Below are 17,925 nucleotides of genomic sequence, written 5' to 3' on the forward strand. Positions count from 1 at the left end.
GCTCCCGAGAATGCGGGCGGCGGCCCATGTCGGGGCAGGTCCCGACCACCTGTGGGTGCAGGGACCTCGGTCACCCCGTGACGGACCACTCGGCACTTCCAGGGTCCCGCGGCCACGGGACGAACGGCCCATGTGTCCGGGCCTGGTAGCACTCCGTGGAGCACACCCAATCCTGTCACTGTCAGTGTTGACTTCGCTGAGCAGGGAGACGGACTTACCGTGCCTATGGCCGGACGGCCGCTACCGGAGGATGTTCATGCATGTGACCAGTACAACCATGCGGCTCCCCAGCGGCGGCCGGGGCCAGCTCGATCGGGATCCCGGCGATGCGGTGGGACCACCGGCACTCGTGGAGACCCACACGTCGGTGGTGGTCTTTCTCGGAGATCGCGCGTACAAGGTGAAGAAAGCCGTTGACCTCGGGTTTCTCGACTTCTCGACCCGTGAGGCCCGGCTGGCGGCATGCCAGGCGGAGATCGAGCTGAACCGGCGCCTCGCTCCGGACGTCTACCTCGGAGTTGCCGACGTGACAGGACCCGACGGCCAGCTCTGCGACCACATGGTGGTGATGCGCCGGATGCCCGAGAATCGGCGCCTGTCCACCATGGTTGCCAGCGGTGACGATGTGAGCGAAGCGCTGCGGGCGCTGGCGCGCCAGTTGGCGGCCTTCCACAGCCGGTGCGAAACGTCCCCGGAGATCGCCGAGGCAGGCAGCCCGGCGACCATACGCGGCCTCTGGGACGAAGGGCTAGCCGGCCTCGCGCCGTTCCGGGGGACGGTTCTCGACGCGCACAGCGTGGACGAGATCGGCCGGCTTGCCCGACAGTACCTGGCCGGACGTGAGCCGCTACTCGCCCGGCGCCAACACGACGGACGGGTACGGGACGGGCACGGGGACCTGCTGGCCGGCGACATCTTCTGCCTCGATGACGGACCTCGCGTGCTCGACTGCCTGGAGTTCGACCGGCGGCTGCGGATCGGCGACGTCCTCGCCGACGTCGCCTTCCTGGCGATGGACCTGCAAAGGCTCGGCGCGCCCGAGCTGGCGACCACCTTCCTGGCCTGGTACGGCGAGTTCTCCGCGGAGACGCACCCGGTCTCGTTGGCAGAGCTGTACATCGCCTACCGTGCCTTCGTCCGCTGCAAGGTCGCCTGCCTGCGCCACGCCCAGGGCGACCGTGAGGCCGCGAACGAGGCCCGCGCGCTCGCCCACCTCACGCTCGAGCACCTGCGCCGTGGCCGGGTGCACCTGGTGCTCGTTGGGGGGCTGCCCGCGTCCGGCAAGTCGACGCTGGCATCCCGGCTGGTCGACGACACCGACGGATCGGTCCTGCTGCGCTCGGACGTCGTCCGCAAGGAACTGGCGGGAATACCTGCCGATCAGTCTGCCGCCGCGCCCGTCGGCGCGGGAATCTACACGCGGGCCCACACCGAAGCGACATATGACCTCCTGCTCACCCGCGCCCGGTCGGCGCTCGAGCACGGCGAGACAGTCGTTCTCGACGCATCGTGGTCCAGCGCCGCCGACCGGGCGCGGGCCGCCCGTCTTGCCGAGGAGACATCAGCTGACCTCATCGAACTGCGATGTGAGGTCTCAGCCGAGGTGGCGGCCACGCGGATCGCCCGCCGCAGATGCACCGGAGGGGATGCCTCCGACGCGACCGCGGATGTGCTCACAGCGATGACCGCCGGCGCCGATCCCTGGCCTGGCGCAATCATGATCCACACCGCGGTGCCGCTGACGGAATCACTTCGCGCCGCGCGTAGCGCCCTGCTGCGATGATGTCGTCGTGAATGCCGAAGCCGGGGGGCTCGACGAACTGCTCTCCCAGCTCATCGAGCGCGCGCAGGATGTCATGGCCACCCAGGACCGGCTGCGCGGGCTGGTGCGGGCCAGTCGCGTCATCGCGTCCGACATTCACCTTCCGGACCTGCTCCGCCGGATCATCGAGGCTGCCCGGGAACTCCTCGACGCGGAATTCGCCGCACTCGGCGTGGTCGCTCCCGACCTACGGCTGGAGCAGTTCATACATGTCGGTACGACGGCCGAGGACGCCGACCGGATAGGCCAGCTGCCCGCCGGTAGAGGGGTCCTCGGCCTGCTTATCAAAGAAGCGCGCCCACAGCGGCTCGATGACATCTCCAAACACCCACAGGCGCATGGTTTCCCACCCGGACATCCACCGATGAGGACCTTTGTCGGGGTACCGATCCGAATTCGTTCGGAGATTTTCGGGAATCTCTATGTGGCGGAGAAACGGAATGGGCTGCAGTTCACCGCCGAGGACGAAGAGCTCGCGCTGGCCCTCGCGGCGAGCGCGGGCGTTGCCATCGAGAACGCCCGGCTGTTCGCCGAGTCCCAGCAACGCCAGCACTGGCTCACCGCATCGGCAGAACTCACCCGCCATCTGCTGGCCGATGGGGCCGACCCGCTGAGAATGATCGGCAGCAAGGTACAGGCGGTCGCCGGCGCGGACTTCACCGCCGTCCTGCTGGAAAGCGCTACCGCCGGCCAGCTGAAGGTTGAGGTGGCGCTGGGTCCGCACGCCGAGGACCTCGTCGGTACGGACATCGGACTCGGCGAGTCGATCGTTGGACGGGCTCTGCGGGAGCGACGTCCCCTGCTTGTCGACGACGCCACCACCGACGCGCTCCTCGGGCCCGAAATACCGCGGCTGGGACCGCTCATGACGGTGCCGCTGGCCGCCACCAGCAGCCATGGTGCGCTGCTGATCGGCAGGTCAACCGGCGGGCATCCCTTTACGGAAAGCGAACTGGACATGGCGGCGGGCTTCGCGGGCCATATCGCGGTCGCCCTCGAGCTTGCCCTGGCCCGCACCGAACGCGACCAGCTCGGTGTTCTGGAGGACCGCGACCGCATTGCCCGCGACCTGCACGACCAGGTCATCCAGCGGCTGTTCGCGGTCGCGCTCGGCATGCAGGACATGGCTGACTACGAGGAGTCCGCGGACGCGGACCGGTTGGCCGGTTATATCGACGACCTGGACGCGACCATCAAGGAGATCCGGGCCACCATCTTCGATCTGCGACACACAAGGACGCCCGAGACCGGTACGCGGGCGCGAATCGCCGCGGTCGTCAAGGAATTCCAACCCGCCTTCGGTTTCGTACCGCGGATCCATACCGAAGGCCCGGTCGACACCCTGCTCGAGGGAACCGTCGCCGAGAACCTGCTCGCCGCCGTGCGGGACGGGCTGTCGAACGCGGCCCGCCATGCGCATTCCACCCGCGTCGAGGTCACCGTACGCATCGTGCGCGAGACCGTCATCCTTGACATCCTCGACGACAGCGGGAGACAGCCGCGCTGGACGGCCATGCTCCAGCCTTGACCCGCCCAAGCCTTCGTTCAGTGAACCAACATTCCCACCGCCGCGGTGAGGGCGGCCAAGCCCGCCTTCGCGTCGTTGAACAGCATGCCGGTCTTCGGGTCCGTGTACAGCTCGTTGTCCACCCCGGCGTATCCGTGGCCCATCGATCGCTTGATGACGATCACACTCCTTGCCTGGTCGACGTCGAGGATCGGCATGCCGGACAGGGGATTACCCGACCGCCGGGCGGCGGGGTTGGTAACGTCGTTCGCCCCGATGACGAGCGCGACGTCGGTCTGGACGAACTCCGGGTTGACCTCGCCGAGCTCCTTCATCTGCGGGTACGGCACATGCGCCTCGGCCAGCAGCACGTTCATGTGACCGGGCATCCGGCCGGCGACCGGGTGGATCGCGTAGCAGACATCGATACCGTGTTGTTCCAGCAGCGTCGCGAGTGCCACGACTTCGTACTGCGCCCGGGCGGCGGCAAGGCCGTAGCCCGGCACGATGATGACTTTGGATGCATAGGCCAGCTGGATGGCGGCGTCATCCACGGAAATCCGGTGCACGGGCGCGGTCGTGCCCGTCCCGGAGGCCGGGCCGACGAGATCACCGGTGGACTCACCGGTACCGAAGCCGCCCACCATGATGCCGATGATCGAACGGTTCATCGCCTCGGCCATGAGCACTGTGAGGATGGTGCCCGAAGCTCCGACGAGCGCGCCGGCGATGATGAGGACGCTGGTGTCGAGCACGAAGCCGGCGATCGCCACGGCCATGCCGGTGAACGCGTTGAGTAGTGAAATAACCACCGGCATATCCGCGCCGCCGATCGGCAACACCATGGTCACACCGAAGCCGAGTGCCGCCAGCGCCACGAGGCCGAGCACGATCGTGCCGCCGCGGCCGGCGATGATCAGCGCAACGCCGCTGACAGCAACCGCAGCCAGGACGACGTTGAGTAGCCGCGCTCCGCGGAACACGACCGGCCCTCCCGTCACCAGGCCCTGGAGCTTGCCCGCGGCCACCAGTGAGCCTGAAAACGTCACCGAACCGACGACGACGTCAAGGCCGGTGGCCACGGTGGTCTGTCCGGCGGCGTGGACGAGGCCGGCCGCCCCGCCGAGCCGGACGGCATCGGCGAACGCGACGAGCGCGGCGGCCCCGCCGCCGGCCGCGTTGAAGACGCTGACCAGCTGCGGTATCGCGGTCATCTTCACACCACGGGCCCAGGACAGGCCGAGGCCGGAGCCGAGCGCCGCACCAGTGACAAGGACGAGCAGTCCGGCGGTGGTGATGACGCCGTTACGCACCATCAATCCCACCGTGGTCGCGACCGCTCCCGTCATCCCGACGGCCGACAGCTGGTTACCCCGTCGCGCTGTCGCCGGGGAGTTCATCAGGTGCAGGCCGAGGACGAAGCATGTCGCGGCGGCCAGGAACAGCAGGTGGATCGCGACATCCGAACCAGTCATGACAACTCATCCCTGGTGGTCATCGGCGTTGGCGCGGGACGGACCGGTCGTTTCCGGAACATCTTCAGCATCCGGTCGGTCACCACGTAACCGCCTACCACGTTCACCGCGGCGAAGGTGGCGGCGAAGAAGGCGAGCACATAACCCAACGCTGTGTGGGCCGACGCGGCCACCAGCATCGCGCCGACGATGACAATGCCGTGAATGGCGTTCGCGCCCGACATCAGCGGAGTGTGCAGGGTGGCGGGCACCTTGCTGACGACCTCGAAGCCGACAAGCAGGCTCAGGACAAGGATGGTCAGATCAGCGACCAGGGTCGCATTCATTCGCGCTCCTTGCTCTCGGCCACCAGTTCCGCGGTGGCGGGATGGACGACCTGGCCGTCGTGCGTGATGACGATTCCGGCCTGGATCTCGTCGGTGGTGTCGATGCGGAGCTGGCCGTCGCGGCTCAGATACTCAAGGAGCGCTAGGATGTTGCGCGCGTAGACAGCCGACGCGGCCGATGGAATCTCCGTCGGCAGGTTGTCCGCGCCGATCACGGTCACCCCGTTGTCCGTGACCACCGGCCTGCCCGGCACGGAGAGCTCGACGTTACCGCCGAGAGCGCTCGCCGCCAGGTCGACGATCACCGATCCGGGTCGCATCATCTTGATGGTCTTCTCGGTGACCAGCAGCGGCGGACGATGACCGGGCACCTGCGCGGTGGTGATGACGACATCGTGGCGGGCGACGGCGGTAGCCAAGGCCTCCTGTTGCGCCACCAGTTCGTCGGCGGTCAGGTCCCGTGCGTAACCACCCTGCCCGGCCCCGCTCGCGACCTCGGCCAGATCGAGAAATGACGCACCGAGCGACTCGATCTCGCCGCGTGCCTGCGGTCGGACGTCGTAGCCACGCACAAGCGCGCCGAGCCGGTGTGCCGTGCCGATCGCGGCCAACCCCGCCACACCGGCGCCGAGCACCAGGACCTCGGCCGGGCGAACGGTGCCGGCCGAGGTCATCAACATGGGGAAGTAACGCGAGTACGCATCGGCCGCCACGAGCACCGCCTTGTAGCCGGCCACGTTCGCCTGAGAGGTCAGCGCATCCATCGCCTGCGCCCTGCTCAGGGTCCGCGGCAACCCGTCGAGACTGACCGCGGTCACCCCGGCCGCGGCGAGTTCCGCCATGACGCCCGGATTACGCAGCGGCTGGAGCAGCCCCACGAGGGTCTGGCCCGCACGCAGCGACGCCGGCGTGCCCGCTTCCGGTTGACCGACCGTCAGCACGACGTCGGCCCGGGCGAACAGGTCATCCCGGGTGACGATGGCGGCCCCGGCTTCGGCATACGCGCCGTCGGGGAACCATGCGGCACTCCCGGCGCCGGCCTCGACGAGCACCTCGAACCCGCAACCGGACACCCGGCCCACGACATCTGGGACCAGCGCCACCCGGCGCTCGCCAGGAGTGTTCTCCTTGACGACTCCGACAAACAGTGCGGTCATGATTGCTCCATCTCAGCTTCTCGATCCCAGCCCCGCGACGTCGCGCGCCCTTCGGCCCCGTTAGAACTCGAACACCAGTCGGGCCGGGACGGTGCTCGCGAGGACCTCGTCGATGCAGCTGTTCACGTCGTCGATCTTCCGGCTGGCGGCGATGACCCTGGTACGGCCGGCCGCGTGCAGCCGAAACACCTCAGCGAGGTCATTGCGGGTGCCGACGATCGACCCGACTATGGTGATGCCCTTCAGGACGGTGTCGAAGATTGGGATAGCCATGGTGCCGTCCGCCGGCAGTGCCACGCAGACCAGCCGCCCACCACGCCGCAGCGAACGGAACGCCTGCTCGAACGACCGGGGCGAGGCCGCGAGCGCTACAGCGACGTCCGCCCCACCGAGCCTGGCGATCTCCTGCGCCGGGTCGGTGGTCGCCGCGTTCACCACATGATCGGCTCCGAGCTCGGTCGCCAGGGCCAGCTTGGGCTCGGTGATGTCGACCCCGATGACGAAACCGCCGGCGATGCGGGCGTACTGCAACGCCAGATGACCCAACCCGCCGACGCCGAACACGGCAACGGTCTGCGCGGGAGACACACCCGCCACCTTCATCGCCTTGTAGGTCGTGACCCCGGCACAGGTCAAGGGCGCGGCCTCGAACGAGGACACTCCAGCAGGTACCGGCACGACGAAGTCGGCGTCCGCGACGGCGTACTCCGCGAAGGCGCCGTCCACCGAGTAACCGCTGTTGCGCTGGCTCTCACACAGCGTCTCCCAGCCGCTGATGCAGTAGCCGCATCGGCCGCAGGCGTAGCCGAGCCACGCGATCGCGACCCGGTCGCCGATCTGACGGACGCTCACCCCGGCACCGAGCGCCTCGACGACACCGACCCCTTCGTGGCCGGGTACGAAGGGCGGGGACGGCTTGACCGGCCAGTCCCCATGGGCGGCGTGAATGTCGGTGTGGCACAGCCCACTGGCCTCGAGGCGCACCAGAACCTGCCCGGGCCCTGGCGCCGGGACAGGCCGATCCTCGATCCGCAGGGGCGAATGAAAATCCGTGACCACTGCTGCCTTCATCGAATCCTCCACTGTGTTCGGAAAATGTCCTAGAATAGGCCCAGTGGGTTCGGGTCGTAGCTGACGAGCATGTTCTTTGTCTGGCTGTAGTGGTCGAGCATCATCCGGTGCGTCTCTCGCCCGATACCGGAGAGCTTGTACCCGCCGAAAGCGGCTCCCGCCGGGTACTGATGGTAGCAGTTGACCCACACCCGGCCCGCCTTAATACCCTGGCCCATCCGGAATGCGCGGCTGCCGTCCCGGGTCCACACCCCGGCACCTAGCCCGTAAAGGGTGTCGTTGGCGATGGCCAGCGCATCAGCCTCGTCGGTGAACGTGGTAACAGCCAGCACCGGGCCGAAAATCTCCTCCTGGAACACCCGCATCGCATTGTTTCCACGCAGGACGGTCGGCTCGAAGAAATAACCGTCGTTGAATTCGCCGCCCGGTTCCGCCCGCCTGCCGCCGGCCAGACATTTCGCGCCTTCCCGCAGGCCGATGTCAACATAGGACATGACCGTCGAAAGCTGCTGGGCCGAAACCTGGGGACCGACCATCGTGGCCGGGTCGAGCGGGTTGCCCTGGCGGATGCGACTGATCCGCGCCAGGCAGCGTTCCATGAACTCGTCGTAGATCGATTCCTGGATCAGCGCGCGGGACGGGCAGGTGCACACCTCGCCCTTGTTGAACGCGTACAGCAGCAAGCCCTCGACCGCCTTGTCCAGATAGGCGTCGTCAGCGGCCAGCACGTCGTCGAAGAAGACGTTGGGGGACTTGCCGCCCAGTTCGAGCGTGACCGGGATGATGTGCTGCGCGGCGTACTGCATCATGAGCCGGCCGGTCGCGGTCTCCCCGGTAAAGGCAATCTTGTTGATCCGCGGGCTGGTGGCCAGCGCCTTCCCGACCTCCGCCCCCGGCCCATTAATGATGTTGATGACGCCCGGCGGCACAATGCCCTCCAGCAGCTCGGCGAACTTGAGGATCGACCACGGGGTGGGCGACGCCGGCTTGAGAACCGAGCAGTTCCCGGCGGCCAGGGCCGGGGCGAGTTTCCAGGCGGCCATCAACAACGGGAAGTTGAACGGGACGATCTGCGCCACCACACCGAGCGGATCGTGAAAATGATAGGAGATGGTACGTTCGTCGATCTTCGAAATCGAGCTTTCGCGCATTCGCGCCGCCGCGGCAAAATAACGAAAGTGATCAGCGACCAGCGGGATGTCCGCGCCCAGCGTCTCCCGAACCGGCTTGCCGTTCTCCCAGCTCTCGGTGACGGCGAGCATCTCCCGGTTGGCATCGACCGCGTCCGCGATCGCGTTGAGCACGGCGGACCGCTCCGCCGGCGAAACCGCGGCCCACCCGTCAGCCGCGGCATGCGCGCCGTCAAGGGCATCCTCGACGTCATCCGGTGTGGATTTCGGAATCTCGCAGATCGGCTGGCCGGTGGCCGGGCTCAGATTCACCGAATACCTACCCGCGCGCGGCGGCAACCATTTACCGCCGACAAAGTTCTCGTAGCGGTCCGCGACCTCGACGATGCTGCCCGGTCTGCCAGGCGGAACGTAGATCATACCGGCCTCCTCGGTTCCCGCTGCGACGCTTTCTTTTCTGCGTCGGCGGCCGGTACTCATACTTCCCGCGTCAATCATCCGCGCCTACGCTGCCTAGGTCGGGACACCGCATGCCTTTGGTCCCGCGCCGGAGCGACCTTGGCCGGGCTGCGTTCAGTTCGCCGGGGCCACCCAGCGCAGGTGGGTACCGCCGGTCTGTCCCGGAGTAACCGTGCACGTCCCGCCCAGCTCCTGCGCCCGTACACCCATGTTCGCCAGACCGCTGGACCGTTGCACAACGCCTATCCCCACGCCGTCGTCGACCACGTCCAGCGTCACGATCGAGTCAACCGTGTCGGCAACGACACTCACCGTAACGCCACTGGCCTGGGCATGGCGGGCGACGTTGGTCAGACCTTCCCGCAGCACCGCCAGCAGATGCTCAGCGGTGCCCTCGCTGACGCCGGAGTCCACCGGACCGGCGAAGCGAAGACGGGGCGCGAACCCCAGGATGTCTCCGACATCGTCGACCACCGCCGCGATCCGGGCCCGAAGGCCCGAGCCGACCACCTGGCCATGACGCGGTAACTCAAAGACCGTGTTCCGGATCTCGCGGATGGTCTCGTCGACCTCCTCGACGTACCGGCTCATCCGCTGCGTCCGGTCCCGGGCCGCGAGGCCCTGCATGCCGAGCGCGGTAGCAAACAGCCGCTGGATGACATGACCATGAAGGTCCCGGGCGATACGTTCCCGCTCTTCGAGAACCACCAACCGTTCCCGGGTGGCCCGTGCCCGGGCCAGTTCCAGCGCCAGCTCGATGTGGCCGGCAAACCGGACGGCCATATCCAGGTCGGCTTCGCGCAATCCCCGCGCGTGCTTGCGGCGACCGAGAACGAGGGCGCCGACGGCGTCCTCGATGCCCGCGAGGGGAACAATCAGGACGGGTCCGACGTCCAGTCCACCGGGAGTGAACAGTGCGGTGTCGCCGGCGGCCTCCGCGAGCAGCAGCGGTTCTCCGCCTTCGACCGCCCGCCCCGCCATCGACTCGGGCGGCACAACGACCCCGGCAAGCAGGTCCGCGTGCTCCCCGATGGCAACCTCCACGACCAGCCTGCTCGACCGCGTCCGCTGCAGAATGATCAACGTGAAGTCAGCCGCCGCGACGTCGAGCGCGCACCCGGCGATCAGCGACAACGGCTCCACCTGGCCGGCCAGCAACTGACGGGTGATCTCCGTTGAAGCCTGCAACCACCGCAGCCGGCGCTGGGCCTCGGCGAACAGGCGTGCGTTGTCGATGGCGACCGCGGCGCTGGACGCAAGCGCGACAACAAGTTCCTCGTCCTCAGCGGTGAACAGCCGACCGCCCCGTTTCTGCGCGAGGTAGAGATTTCCAAACGCCTCACCGCGAATGGAGATCGACACACCGATGAAGGTATCCATATGCGGATGGCCGGCCGGGAACCCGTGGGCGCGGGGATCATCGGAGATCTTCCCCAGGCGCAGCGGATTCGGCTGCTCGATCAGCAGCCCCAGAATTCCCTTGCCCTCCGGTAGCCGGCCGATCCGCGCGACGTCGCTCTCATCAACCCCGACATGGATGAACTGCTCCAGATGACGGTCGCCCCCGATGACTCCCAACGCGCCGTACCGGGCGTCCAGCAGGTCACAGGCTGCCTCGACAATGCGCCGCAGCACCACCGGCAGACTGAGATCGGCGGCCACCATCTGGTTCGCCCTCAGCAGCCCGCGCAGCCGGCCCTGGGTGGCCAGCACGTCTTGGGCACGATCCACCAACTGTGTGAGCAGTTCATCGAGCTCGAGACGGGCCACCACGGGAAAGACCGGCTCTGTGCCGGGCTGACCGTCGGCGGTTCGGTCAACACCCGACATCGGCTTGCGACCCGAGGCATGGCCGGTGCCTGTGTGCACGGGCACAGTCTAGAGCGCCTGGCACGATGCCGGGCACCAGATCGGATGATCTGTCGGTGGCCGCACAGCCACCCGATCCGGTCGCCTCCCGGCGGGAACAGCGCAGAGACAGCGGCGGGTCAGGCCGCGTCCGCCGGAGCGTAGGTGTGGCAGCGCGGAGCACATACCCGGACGCAGGCTGCACAGCCGATGCAGTTGCCGGCGGCATCAACGGTCATGACCTTACGTTCGATCTCCTGCTCCTCGTCGAAGGGGTCGACCAGCTCGTCGTCCTCGTTGAGGCCCATCAGCTTCAGCACACCCTGACCGCACACCTTGAAGCAACGGCCGCAACCGATGCACTTGGCCTGGTCGATGGCCATGATGTAATGAGGCACCCACGGGCTGGCATCGCGGGTGGCGAACTGAACGTGGCTCATATGAATTCTCCTGGATTCAACTGGGCATTCGGCCGCATGAGAAGAACAAAAGTCACTCGACCTTGGGCGTCAGGCCTTGTGAGCCTTGTGGGCGTCGGATTCACTCCTGTCGCCTTTCAATGCTATCTTGGACGGCCACGGCATACACCCAGGTCGGGCCACAGGGCCACAATTACCGGGCCACCCGACCTCGTTCAACGAGCCGGCTGGCCCGGCCGGACGTGCCCGGACGGGTACCGGCCACGCTGGGGGACAACCGGCCGCAGGGCGCGCGACCATGCCCCTGCGCGCACCCGGAGGCCTCAGGGGGATCCTCCACACATGATGGAACTGGATGGCGTACCGGTCGGTCCCGATGAGCTCGCGGCGCTGGCGCTGACGAACTACGGCCACTTCACCTCCATGCGAATGGACAACCACCGTGTCCGTGGGCTCTCCCTTCATCTGGATCGGCTGGTCCATGACTGTCGGGCGGTCTTCGGCGCCGACCTGGACCCGCAGAAGGTCCGGGACCTTGCCCGCCGTGCCAGCTGCGGTGAGACCGGCTCGTTCATGATCCGCATCACCATCTTCGACCCGGCATTCGAGATCGGGAATCCGGCTGCCGCGGCGGAACCGCGCGTCCTGGTGACCACCCGACCACCAACCGTCCGTCCGCTGCCCGCGCTGCGGCTCCGCTCGGTCAGATACTGCCGGGACATGCCAACCGTCAAACATGTGGGGCTCTTCGGATCTCTTCGCCATCGCCGGGACGCGCAACTTGGCGGATTGGACGACGCGGTCTTCACCGATATGGGCTCCTTCGTGTCCGAAGGTGCTACCTGGAACATCGGCTTCTTCGACGGCGACCGGGTGGTATGGCCCGACGCGGACTGCCTGACCGGCGTGACCATGACATTGCTCAAGCGGGTACACGAGCGAACCGTCACCGCACCGCTCCGGCTGACTGCAATTCGCGACATGCAAGCCGCGTTCGCCACCAACGCAGCCATCGGCGTACGCGCGATCAGCGCCATCGACGACATCGAGACAGTCGGTGATCATCCCATAATCCAACTCCTGCGCAAGGAGTACCTCGACATCCCCGGGGAGCCGCTGTGACCGTGTGCGGAAGGCCGATGCCATACCCTGCCACATAGATGATTCACCTGCGTACATCCTGTGCCCACCAGTGAATTCCCTGTGTTTTCGCACACCACCGTGAACAACCGATGTCGACTTCCTAGCGGACGCACCATCCTGTTTCAGGCGCTGCCAAGAAACGGCGGATACACTTTCCTGGAATCCGCAACGAGGCCCGTGCCGTGAACAGGAGTCGACCGGGAGGGCCTCGGGTAATCCGCTACCCTGAAGAGATCCGATGAACAGACGTCCCCTGGCACTGGCCACTTTGGGACTTAGCATGATGCTGGTTCTACCGGCCTGCGGTTCCTCGTCGACGACAGCCAGCTCGTCCACCGCACCGGGCGGGTCGACCTCGACCGCGAGCGGCAGCCAGACCCGCGATCAGATTCAGGAATGCCTGACAAAAGCCGGGATCAGCGCGCCGACGCCACCGGCGAACGGCAACGGCACTCCCCCGACAGCCATGCCCTCAGCCGGGGCCGGGGCAACCCGGCTGAGGGCGCCGCGGTACAGGCAGCGCTCAATGCATGCGGGATCACCATGCCGACCGGGATGCCGCCGACCGGCACGCCCGGGAATGCATCACAGGCAGGCAACACCGCATGATCCATCAGATGATTACCGCCTGATCGGATAAAGCACAATCCCACCACAAGGATTAACAAGCCGTTAATCCCCCCGGGGTTGCGCCACAGACTCCTCAGGAGTAACGGCCTCGCTGGCGTGCTCGGATTCCACGACGCCGGCAAGGCCGTTCCCGTCGGGCAAACTGCGCACCAATCGGCCGTGAACGACCCAGGCTCTCTCCCGTAACCTCCAGCGCCGCCCGATTTCCGCCAGTTTTTAGAGACGCCCAGGTCGGGTGGGGGTTATCCTCGGTCGGCGCCGAGGATTCGCGCGACGGCAGCGTGCCGCGCAACGAGGGTCAACCACGTGGTACGCACGGGGACGGAGGCGGCTTGGGACGGCAATCGGACGGGGGCGATGTCGTCCGTATGACGCCGTCGGCGTGAGGTTGTCTGTGTGCGGTCGTCCGGGTGGAGCCTACCTTCCCTGCGATCCTACCCACACGGGCACCCCATTTCCTTCACTCATAGCTGATACGCCTGCGCGCCTACGCTGCCAGGCGACACCGTGCGCTCGCACGAGCATCGCGGCGTCAGCCGGAATACAAGCGTCGCGGCGTCAGCCGGAATACGAGCATCGCGGCGTCAGCCGGAATACCGGAGTCCACGACCGGAGGAACGAATGATTGAGGCCGTCGGTCTCACGAAACGGTACGGCCGCAGGACGGTGGTGAATAGCCTGACCTTCGGTGCGGGAGCCGGTGCGGTGACCGGCTTCCTCGGGCCGAACGGCGCCGGAAAATCCACCACTATGCGGATGATTGTGGGGCTCGACCGACCGTCGGACGGCGTGGTCACCGTCAATGGCCGGCCTTTCCACCAGCATCGCCAACCGGTACGGGAAATCGGGGTGCTACTCGATGCCGGGGGGGTTGATCCGGCCCGTACACCCCATGACCACCTGCACTGGCTGTGCGCGAGCAACGGGATTGCCCGCCACCGCATCGACACCGTCCTGGAGATGGTGGGCCTGGGTGACGCCGCCGGGACGCCGGCCGGCCGGCTTTCTCTCGGAATGACGCAGCGGCTCGGAATGGCGGCGGCGCTGCTCGGCGACCCACCGACGTTGGTGCTCGACGAGCCGGCCAACGGCCTTGATCCCGACGGCATCACCTGGATCAGAAAGCTGCTGGCCACGCTTGCCCGGGAGGGCCGCACGGTCTTCCTGTCCAGCCATCTCATCGCCGAGATCGCGCAGATCGCCGACCGGCTGGTCGTCATCGGGCGGGGCCGCCTGCTCGCGGCCGACTCGGTCGAACGGATCATCGCCGGTCACGGCGGCCCGTCGGTCGTGGTGCGAAGCCCCAGGGCCGGGGAGCTCGCCGCCGGGATGCGTGACGCCCGGTGCGCCTGAGTACCGGTACGGCCGAGACCCGGTACGCCTGACCGTCAGCCGCGCCGACGGATGATCATTGGTAGACCGCCACGCGGCCGCAGGGTCACCAGCGGCTCAGGCACGACCTCATGACCGACGACCGGTTCGAACGCCCACCGACGACAGATCGTGGCAAGTGCCAGCACCCCCTCGGTCTGGGCGAAGCTGTTGCCGATGCACTGGTGCGGACCGCCTCCGAAGGGGAAGTAGGCGTACCGGGGCCGGTCCGGGTCGATCCGGTCCCCGAGCCAGCGGGTCGGGTCAAAACGTTCCGGGTCCGGCCACCACTGCGCGTCGCGATGGACGACCCACTGGCACAGCAGCAGCGTCGAGCCGGCCGGCAACCGATAGCCTCCGACAAGACGGTCTTCCAGCAGATACCGACCCATGCCCCACACCGGCGGGTAAAGCCGCATCGCCTCGGTGAACACCGCGTCGGCATACGGCAGGTTCGCCAGATCCGCGACCGTCGGCCGCCGGCCGGACAGGACGGTGTCGAGCTCGGCGTACAGCGCTGCCGCGATCTCAGGATGCGTGCCGAGCAGATGAAATGTCCAGGTCAACGCGTTGGCCGTGGTTTCGTGACCGGCCAGCATGATGGTCAGGATCTCATCGCGGACCTGGGTGTCGTCCATCCCGTCGCCGGTCTGCGCATCGCGGGCCGACAGCAACAGTGACAGCAGGTCCCTCCCGCCCGCTCCGGCCGCACGGCGATGGTCGATGAGGTCGTAGACGACGCGGTCCAGGGCGTGACGAGCGTTACGGCGGCGCCGGGCCGCGGGCAGTGGCAGCCTCTCCAGCGCCTCGAAGCCTGCCCGCATGGACTTACGGGTGGCCACCATGTTCTCACTGATAGCCGTTCGGATGACGGTCACTTCGTTGCTGTCGACATCAACATCGAACAGTGTGCGAGTGACCATCGCCAGCGTCATCTCGATCATTTCATCGTGCAGATCAAGGTACTGGCCGTCCGTCCAACGATCAGCCCGATCGTCGGCAATCGCGACGAACGTCTCGCCGTACTCGAAGATCCGCTGATGGTGGAACATCGGCTGCATGAGCCGGCGCTGCCTGCGGTGCCGCTCCCCCGCGCTGGTCAACAACCCCTGGCCGAGCACCAGCGTGAGCGGCTCCACCACCGTCTGACGGGAGCCGAACCCACGGCGGACGATGCCTCGGGCGAAGGCCCGGCTGGATCCGACGAGCACGTCAGCGATGACTGCCGGGTCCGCCACGAGGAAGGCCGACAGCGGTCGCGAGGAGATCTGCGCGACAGGACCGTAGGTCGCACGCAGCTGGGTCAGGCCCGCGAGCAGGTCGGGACGCAGCACTCGTGCAGCCGCGCGCGGGCCACCGGACAGGCCCGGGGCGGCTCCCGTACGCATCAGCACGGACACCGCTGGACAACGACAGGCCGAGCAACGGTCATGGCGGACTCTCCTCGGGATCACGGGCGGGGGCAGGGGCGCTCAACCCAGCAGGACGGCCAGCAGACCGATCTTCACGATAATCGCGATCTCGGCACTGCGGCCCGAGACACTGGCCACGTTCCGCGACCAACATCCGGATTGCCGTGGCGGTGGGAGCTCGCCCCGTCCAGTCACCCGGAAACGTGCCGAGGGTGCACAGGGGTGCACAGGGGTGCACGAAAATTACTGAAAGTAAAAAATTAACTACTCGAACGCCGTGGCAGCGTCGCTCATCCAGGCCAGATCATCTACTCGGACGTGGAGGCGTTCGGCTATGTCACCGGTGGCGACGCCCCGGCTGATCGCCTCACGAATAGCCAGGCCACGCACGGCACGCAGCCGTCCACGCTCCGGATGATCATTCCAGAGCAGATCGTGGGCAACCCAGGCGCGCTCGACCGGGTCAGCGATCGCGATGATACTGCGGAAGGCCATCACAGCGCACATGTTCCAGCGACCATGACTGGACGGCAACAGCACGGTGTCTCAATAGAAAATTCTTATCGACCGATTGACGACCTACCGCAGCAACCCAACACGGACAGCAACGGACAAGCCGACCTCATCCAGGACATCCGACGGGCGTCGGTCGTCCGAAACCTCCACCGTCCACACCTGGGCCATGCACCGTGCGGCCCTCTCAACGATGTGAATCTGAGGCTCCGCCAGCAGCACCAGATTCACATCCTTCGGCGCCGTGAACCGAGTCCGCAACGATGCACGGTCGCCGGCCGTAGATTGCAGTCACCGAACGTCCGCGCCACACTCCTCATCGTACAGGGAATGAAGATCGGAGAGGTGCTGAAGATCGAACTTGGAGATCGGGAACAGGGATCGGCGGTGGTGCGCTGGAAACAACGAGAACGACGTACCCGTGAGCTATGAGACCACCGAATCCGGAGGAACCAGATGAGCACCCTCAACAAGGACGCACGGGATCTACTGAGCAAACCACTGTTCGCCTGGGTGACGACGCTGCGGACCGACGGTTCGCCGCACAGCACCGTTGTGTGGATCGATGTGGACGGCGACGACGTCATCTTCAATACTGCGGTGGGCCGCCTCAAGGAGCGGAACCTGCGCAGGGACCCACGGGTGTCGGTAGGCGTCCTCGATCCTGAGGACACCTACCATCTGGTCAGCATCTCCGGGTCCGCCCAGCTGGAGACCGATGGCGCCGACGCCGTCATCGACAGGTTGGCGAAGAAATACCTGGGGGTGGCCACATACCCTTTCCGGACGCCGGATGAACAGCGGGTCACGGTCCGGGTGACACCGAAGACTATGATCTACAGCCCCGGCAGATGACGGGCTGATCATCGGGTAGCTGTTGCGTCATCCGGATCCAGTGACACCGCCGTCCAGTGACACGGCCACCTTCCGGATGGTCCAACAGGAGGCTGGTCCGCAGCATGGGATGCCATTCGAACAGCTGCCGCAAGGCCTGTTCGAACATCGCCGTATTCAGCCGCTCATGCAGCGTGAGGATCTTCTGTAGAAGATAGACCCCTTCGCCGGGAGCGCTGATGCTGTGCAGCAGCATCGCGTGCTGCACAGCCGACAACGGGTGCCGTTCCACTTCTCCGGCCGGCCGTCGGGCGGTTCCCGGCGCGGGCTGGTCTACGGTCGCCGACACCGCCGGACCCGGCGGGGCGCCGTACCCATCCGGGTTCCGCATGTCGAGCCTCTCATGGCGCCCATCGGTATTCACCGAAAACCGTTTTCGTCGGGTATTGTTTGCCTTCGCCACGAAGGTCGTCAACACTCATCAGCCGGCGCTATCGATCCATTCAAATCAGCGATGGAGCGGCGCCGGACCCGCGCTCCATCAGCCGCCATTCCGATGGTATTTGTGAATGATTTGTCACCCGTTCACCCCCTGGACGGTCCATGCTGCTGAAATTCTGGAATGCTTTTCGTGCCACTGGCGGCCGCACGGTAGGCCATCCCGGCCGGAGGTGGCGCGATCGTGTTCTTCGTGCCACCGGCGGCCGCACAGTAGGCAAAGGCCAAGAAGGAGGAGCGCATGTCGCAGTCCGAAATCCTGGCAGGACCCGCCGCGATTCTCGAGGAGGTCGCCGGGGTCGACCCGGCC

Annotated in this window: 16 protein-coding genes; 6 read left to right on the forward strand and 10 right to left on the reverse strand. The window is 66.7% G+C overall.

Annotated features, from left to right (window positions below; genetic code table 11):
* Positions 1 to 256 precede the first annotated feature (256 nt).
* Together U9983_RS11655 and U9983_RS11660 are read left to right on the forward strand one after the other, a co-directional pair.
* Entirely contained in the window at positions 257 to 1,783 is a 1,527-nt protein-coding gene (locus U9983_RS11655) for an AAA family ATPase (protein WP_322754026.1), read from the forward strand.
* A 7-nt stretch (positions 1,784 to 1,790) separates the two neighbouring features.
* Complete coding sequence (locus U9983_RS11660; RefSeq protein WP_322754027.1) at positions 1,791 to 3,350, forward strand: GAF domain-containing sensor histidine kinase; 1,560 nt, start codon at positions 1,791 to 1,793, stop codon at positions 3,348 to 3,350.
* A 17-nt stretch (positions 3,351 to 3,367) separates the two neighbouring features.
* Here U9983_RS11660 and U9983_RS11665 read toward each other — a convergent pair whose 3' ends face one another.
* The 7 genes from U9983_RS11665 to fdxB all read right to left on the reverse strand — a co-directional run bounded on the left by U9983_RS11665 (position 3,368) and on the right by fdxB (position 11,235).
* Positions 3,368 to 4,804, reverse strand: coding sequence for an NAD(P)(+) transhydrogenase (Re/Si-specific) subunit beta (locus U9983_RS11665; protein ID WP_322754028.1), 1,437 nt, complete (start codon positions 4,802 to 4,804; stop codon positions 3,368 to 3,370).
* Positions 4,801 to 5,130, reverse strand: a complete 330-nt coding sequence (locus U9983_RS11670; protein ID WP_322754029.1) for an NAD(P) transhydrogenase subunit alpha — start codon at positions 5,128 to 5,130, stop codon at positions 4,801 to 4,803. Before U9983_RS11670 ends, U9983_RS11665 begins: the two co-directional genes overlap by 4 nt.
* Positions 5,127 to 6,287 (reverse strand): Re/Si-specific NAD(P)(+) transhydrogenase subunit alpha, encoded by a 1,161-nt coding sequence (locus U9983_RS11675; protein WP_322754030.1) that lies wholly within the window; start codon positions 6,285 to 6,287, stop codon positions 5,127 to 5,129. Before U9983_RS11675 ends, U9983_RS11670 begins: the two co-directional genes overlap by 4 nt.
* A 60-nt stretch (positions 6,288 to 6,347) precedes the next feature.
* Positions 6,348 to 7,358, reverse strand: coding sequence for an alcohol dehydrogenase AdhP (gene adhP / locus U9983_RS11680; RefSeq protein ID WP_322754031.1), 1,011 nt, complete (start codon positions 7,356 to 7,358; stop codon positions 6,348 to 6,350).
* A gap of 29 nt (positions 7,359 to 7,387) precedes the next feature.
* Positions 7,388 to 8,908, reverse strand: coding sequence for an aldehyde dehydrogenase family protein (locus U9983_RS11685; protein WP_322754032.1), 1,521 nt, complete (start codon positions 8,906 to 8,908; stop codon positions 7,388 to 7,390).
* A 153-nt stretch (positions 8,909 to 9,061) separates the two neighbouring features.
* Positions 9,062 to 10,777 carry a GAF domain-containing protein gene (locus tag U9983_RS11690; RefSeq protein ID WP_322754033.1) on the reverse strand — a complete coding sequence of 572 codons (1,716 nt, stop codon included), beginning with the start codon at positions 10,775 to 10,777 and terminating at the stop codon, positions 9,062 to 9,064.
* A 158-nt stretch (positions 10,778 to 10,935) separates the two neighbouring features.
* Entirely contained in the window at positions 10,936 to 11,235 is a 300-nt protein-coding gene (fdxB, locus tag U9983_RS11695) for a ferredoxin III, nif-specific (protein ID WP_322751173.1), read from the reverse strand.
* 321 nt (positions 11,236 to 11,556) lie between these two features.
* On the opposite strand from fdxB, the gene U9983_RS11700 reads away from it, so the two are divergent.
* The 3 genes from U9983_RS11700 to U9983_RS11710 all read left to right on the forward strand — a co-directional run bounded on the left by U9983_RS11700 (position 11,557) and on the right by U9983_RS11710 (position 14,340).
* The gene (locus U9983_RS11700; protein ID WP_322754034.1) at positions 11,557 to 12,336 is read left to right on the forward strand and encodes an aminotransferase class IV family protein; all 780 of its coding nucleotides are present in this window, start codon (positions 11,557 to 11,559) and stop codon (positions 12,334 to 12,336) included.
* A gap of 417 nt (positions 12,337 to 12,753) precedes the next feature.
* A complete protein-coding gene (locus U9983_RS11705; RefSeq protein ID WP_322754035.1) occupies positions 12,754 to 12,966 on the forward strand; it encodes a hypothetical protein in 213 nt (70 codons plus the stop codon).
* A 642-nt stretch (positions 12,967 to 13,608) separates the two neighbouring features.
* Positions 13,609 to 14,340, forward strand: a complete 732-nt coding sequence (locus U9983_RS11710) for an ABC transporter ATP-binding protein (protein ID WP_322754036.1) — start codon at positions 13,609 to 13,611, stop codon at positions 14,338 to 14,340.
* Between the two features lie 35 nt (positions 14,341 to 14,375).
* Here U9983_RS11710 and U9983_RS11715 read toward each other — a convergent pair whose 3' ends face one another.
* Positions 14,376 to 15,746, reverse strand: coding sequence for a cytochrome P450 (locus U9983_RS11715; protein ID WP_322754037.1), 1,371 nt, complete (start codon positions 15,744 to 15,746; stop codon positions 14,376 to 14,378).
* A 288-nt stretch (positions 15,747 to 16,034) separates the two neighbouring features.
* Positions 16,035 to 16,310 carry a hypothetical protein gene (locus U9983_RS11720; protein ID WP_322754038.1) on the reverse strand — a complete coding sequence of 92 codons (276 nt, stop codon included), beginning with the start codon at positions 16,308 to 16,310 and terminating at the stop codon, positions 16,035 to 16,037.
* Between the two features lie 429 nt (positions 16,311 to 16,739).
* Between U9983_RS11720 and U9983_RS11725 the strand changes: the two genes are divergently transcribed.
* The gene (locus U9983_RS11725) at positions 16,740 to 17,138 is read left to right on the forward strand and encodes a PPOX class F420-dependent oxidoreductase (protein WP_322754039.1); all 399 of its coding nucleotides are present in this window, start codon (positions 16,740 to 16,742) and stop codon (positions 17,136 to 17,138) included.
* Here the strand turns inward: U9983_RS11725 and U9983_RS27830 are convergent.
* Complete coding sequence (locus U9983_RS27830) at positions 17,113 to 17,508, reverse strand: condensation domain-containing protein (protein WP_416211367.1); 396 nt, start codon at positions 17,506 to 17,508, stop codon at positions 17,113 to 17,115. The genes U9983_RS11725 and U9983_RS27830 overlap by 26 nt on opposite strands.
* Between the last annotated feature and the right edge of the window lie 417 nt (positions 17,509 to 17,925).

The organism is Protofrankia sp. Cas3 (genome assembly GCF_963555955.1).
Lineage (GTDB): Bacteria > Actinomycetota > Actinomycetes > Frankiales > Frankiaceae > Protofrankia.

Coding starts and splice junctions, on each gene's coding strand:
- fdxB (WP_322751173.1), bottom strand. CDS start 11,235: ATGAGCCACGTTCAGTTCGCCACCCGCGATGCCAGCCCGTGGGTGCCT.
- U9983_RS11685 (WP_322754032.1), bottom strand. CDS start 8,908: ATGATCTACGTTCCGCCTGGCAGACCGGGCAGCATCGTCGAGGTCGCG.
- U9983_RS11665 (WP_322754028.1), bottom strand. CDS start 4,804: ATGACTGGTTCGGATGTCGCGATCCACCTGCTGTTCCTGGCCGCCGCG.
- U9983_RS11670 (WP_322754029.1), bottom strand. CDS start 5,130: ATGAATGCGACCCTGGTCGCTGATCTGACCATCCTTGTCCTGAGCCTG.
- U9983_RS11705 (WP_322754035.1), top strand. CDS start 12,754: ATGCCTGACAAAAGCCGGGATCAGCGCGCCGACGCCACCGGCGAACGG.
- U9983_RS11725 (WP_322754039.1), top strand. CDS start 16,740: ATGAGCACCCTCAACAAGGACGCACGGGATCTACTGAGCAAACCACTG.
- U9983_RS11715 (WP_322754037.1), bottom strand. CDS start 15,746: ATGCGTACGGGAGCCGCCCCGGGCCTGTCCGGTGGCCCGCGCGCGGCT.
- U9983_RS27830 (WP_416211367.1), bottom strand. CDS start 17,508: ATGCGGAACCCGGATGGGTACGGCGCCCCGCCGGGTCCGGCGGTGTCG.
- U9983_RS11700 (WP_322754034.1), top strand. CDS start 11,557: ATGATGGAACTGGATGGCGTACCGGTCGGTCCCGATGAGCTCGCGGCG.
- U9983_RS11655 (WP_322754026.1), top strand. CDS start 257: ATGCATGTGACCAGTACAACCATGCGGCTCCCCAGCGGCGGCCGGGGC.
- U9983_RS11710 (WP_322754036.1), top strand. CDS start 13,609: ATGATTGAGGCCGTCGGTCTCACGAAACGGTACGGCCGCAGGACGGTG.
- U9983_RS11675 (WP_322754030.1), bottom strand. CDS start 6,287: ATGACCGCACTGTTTGTCGGAGTCGTCAAGGAGAACACTCCTGGCGAG.
- adhP (WP_322754031.1), bottom strand. CDS start 7,358: ATGAAGGCAGCAGTGGTCACGGATTTTCATTCGCCCCTGCGGATCGAG.
- U9983_RS11690 (WP_322754033.1), bottom strand. CDS start 10,777: ATGTCGGGTGTTGACCGAACCGCCGACGGTCAGCCCGGCACAGAGCCG.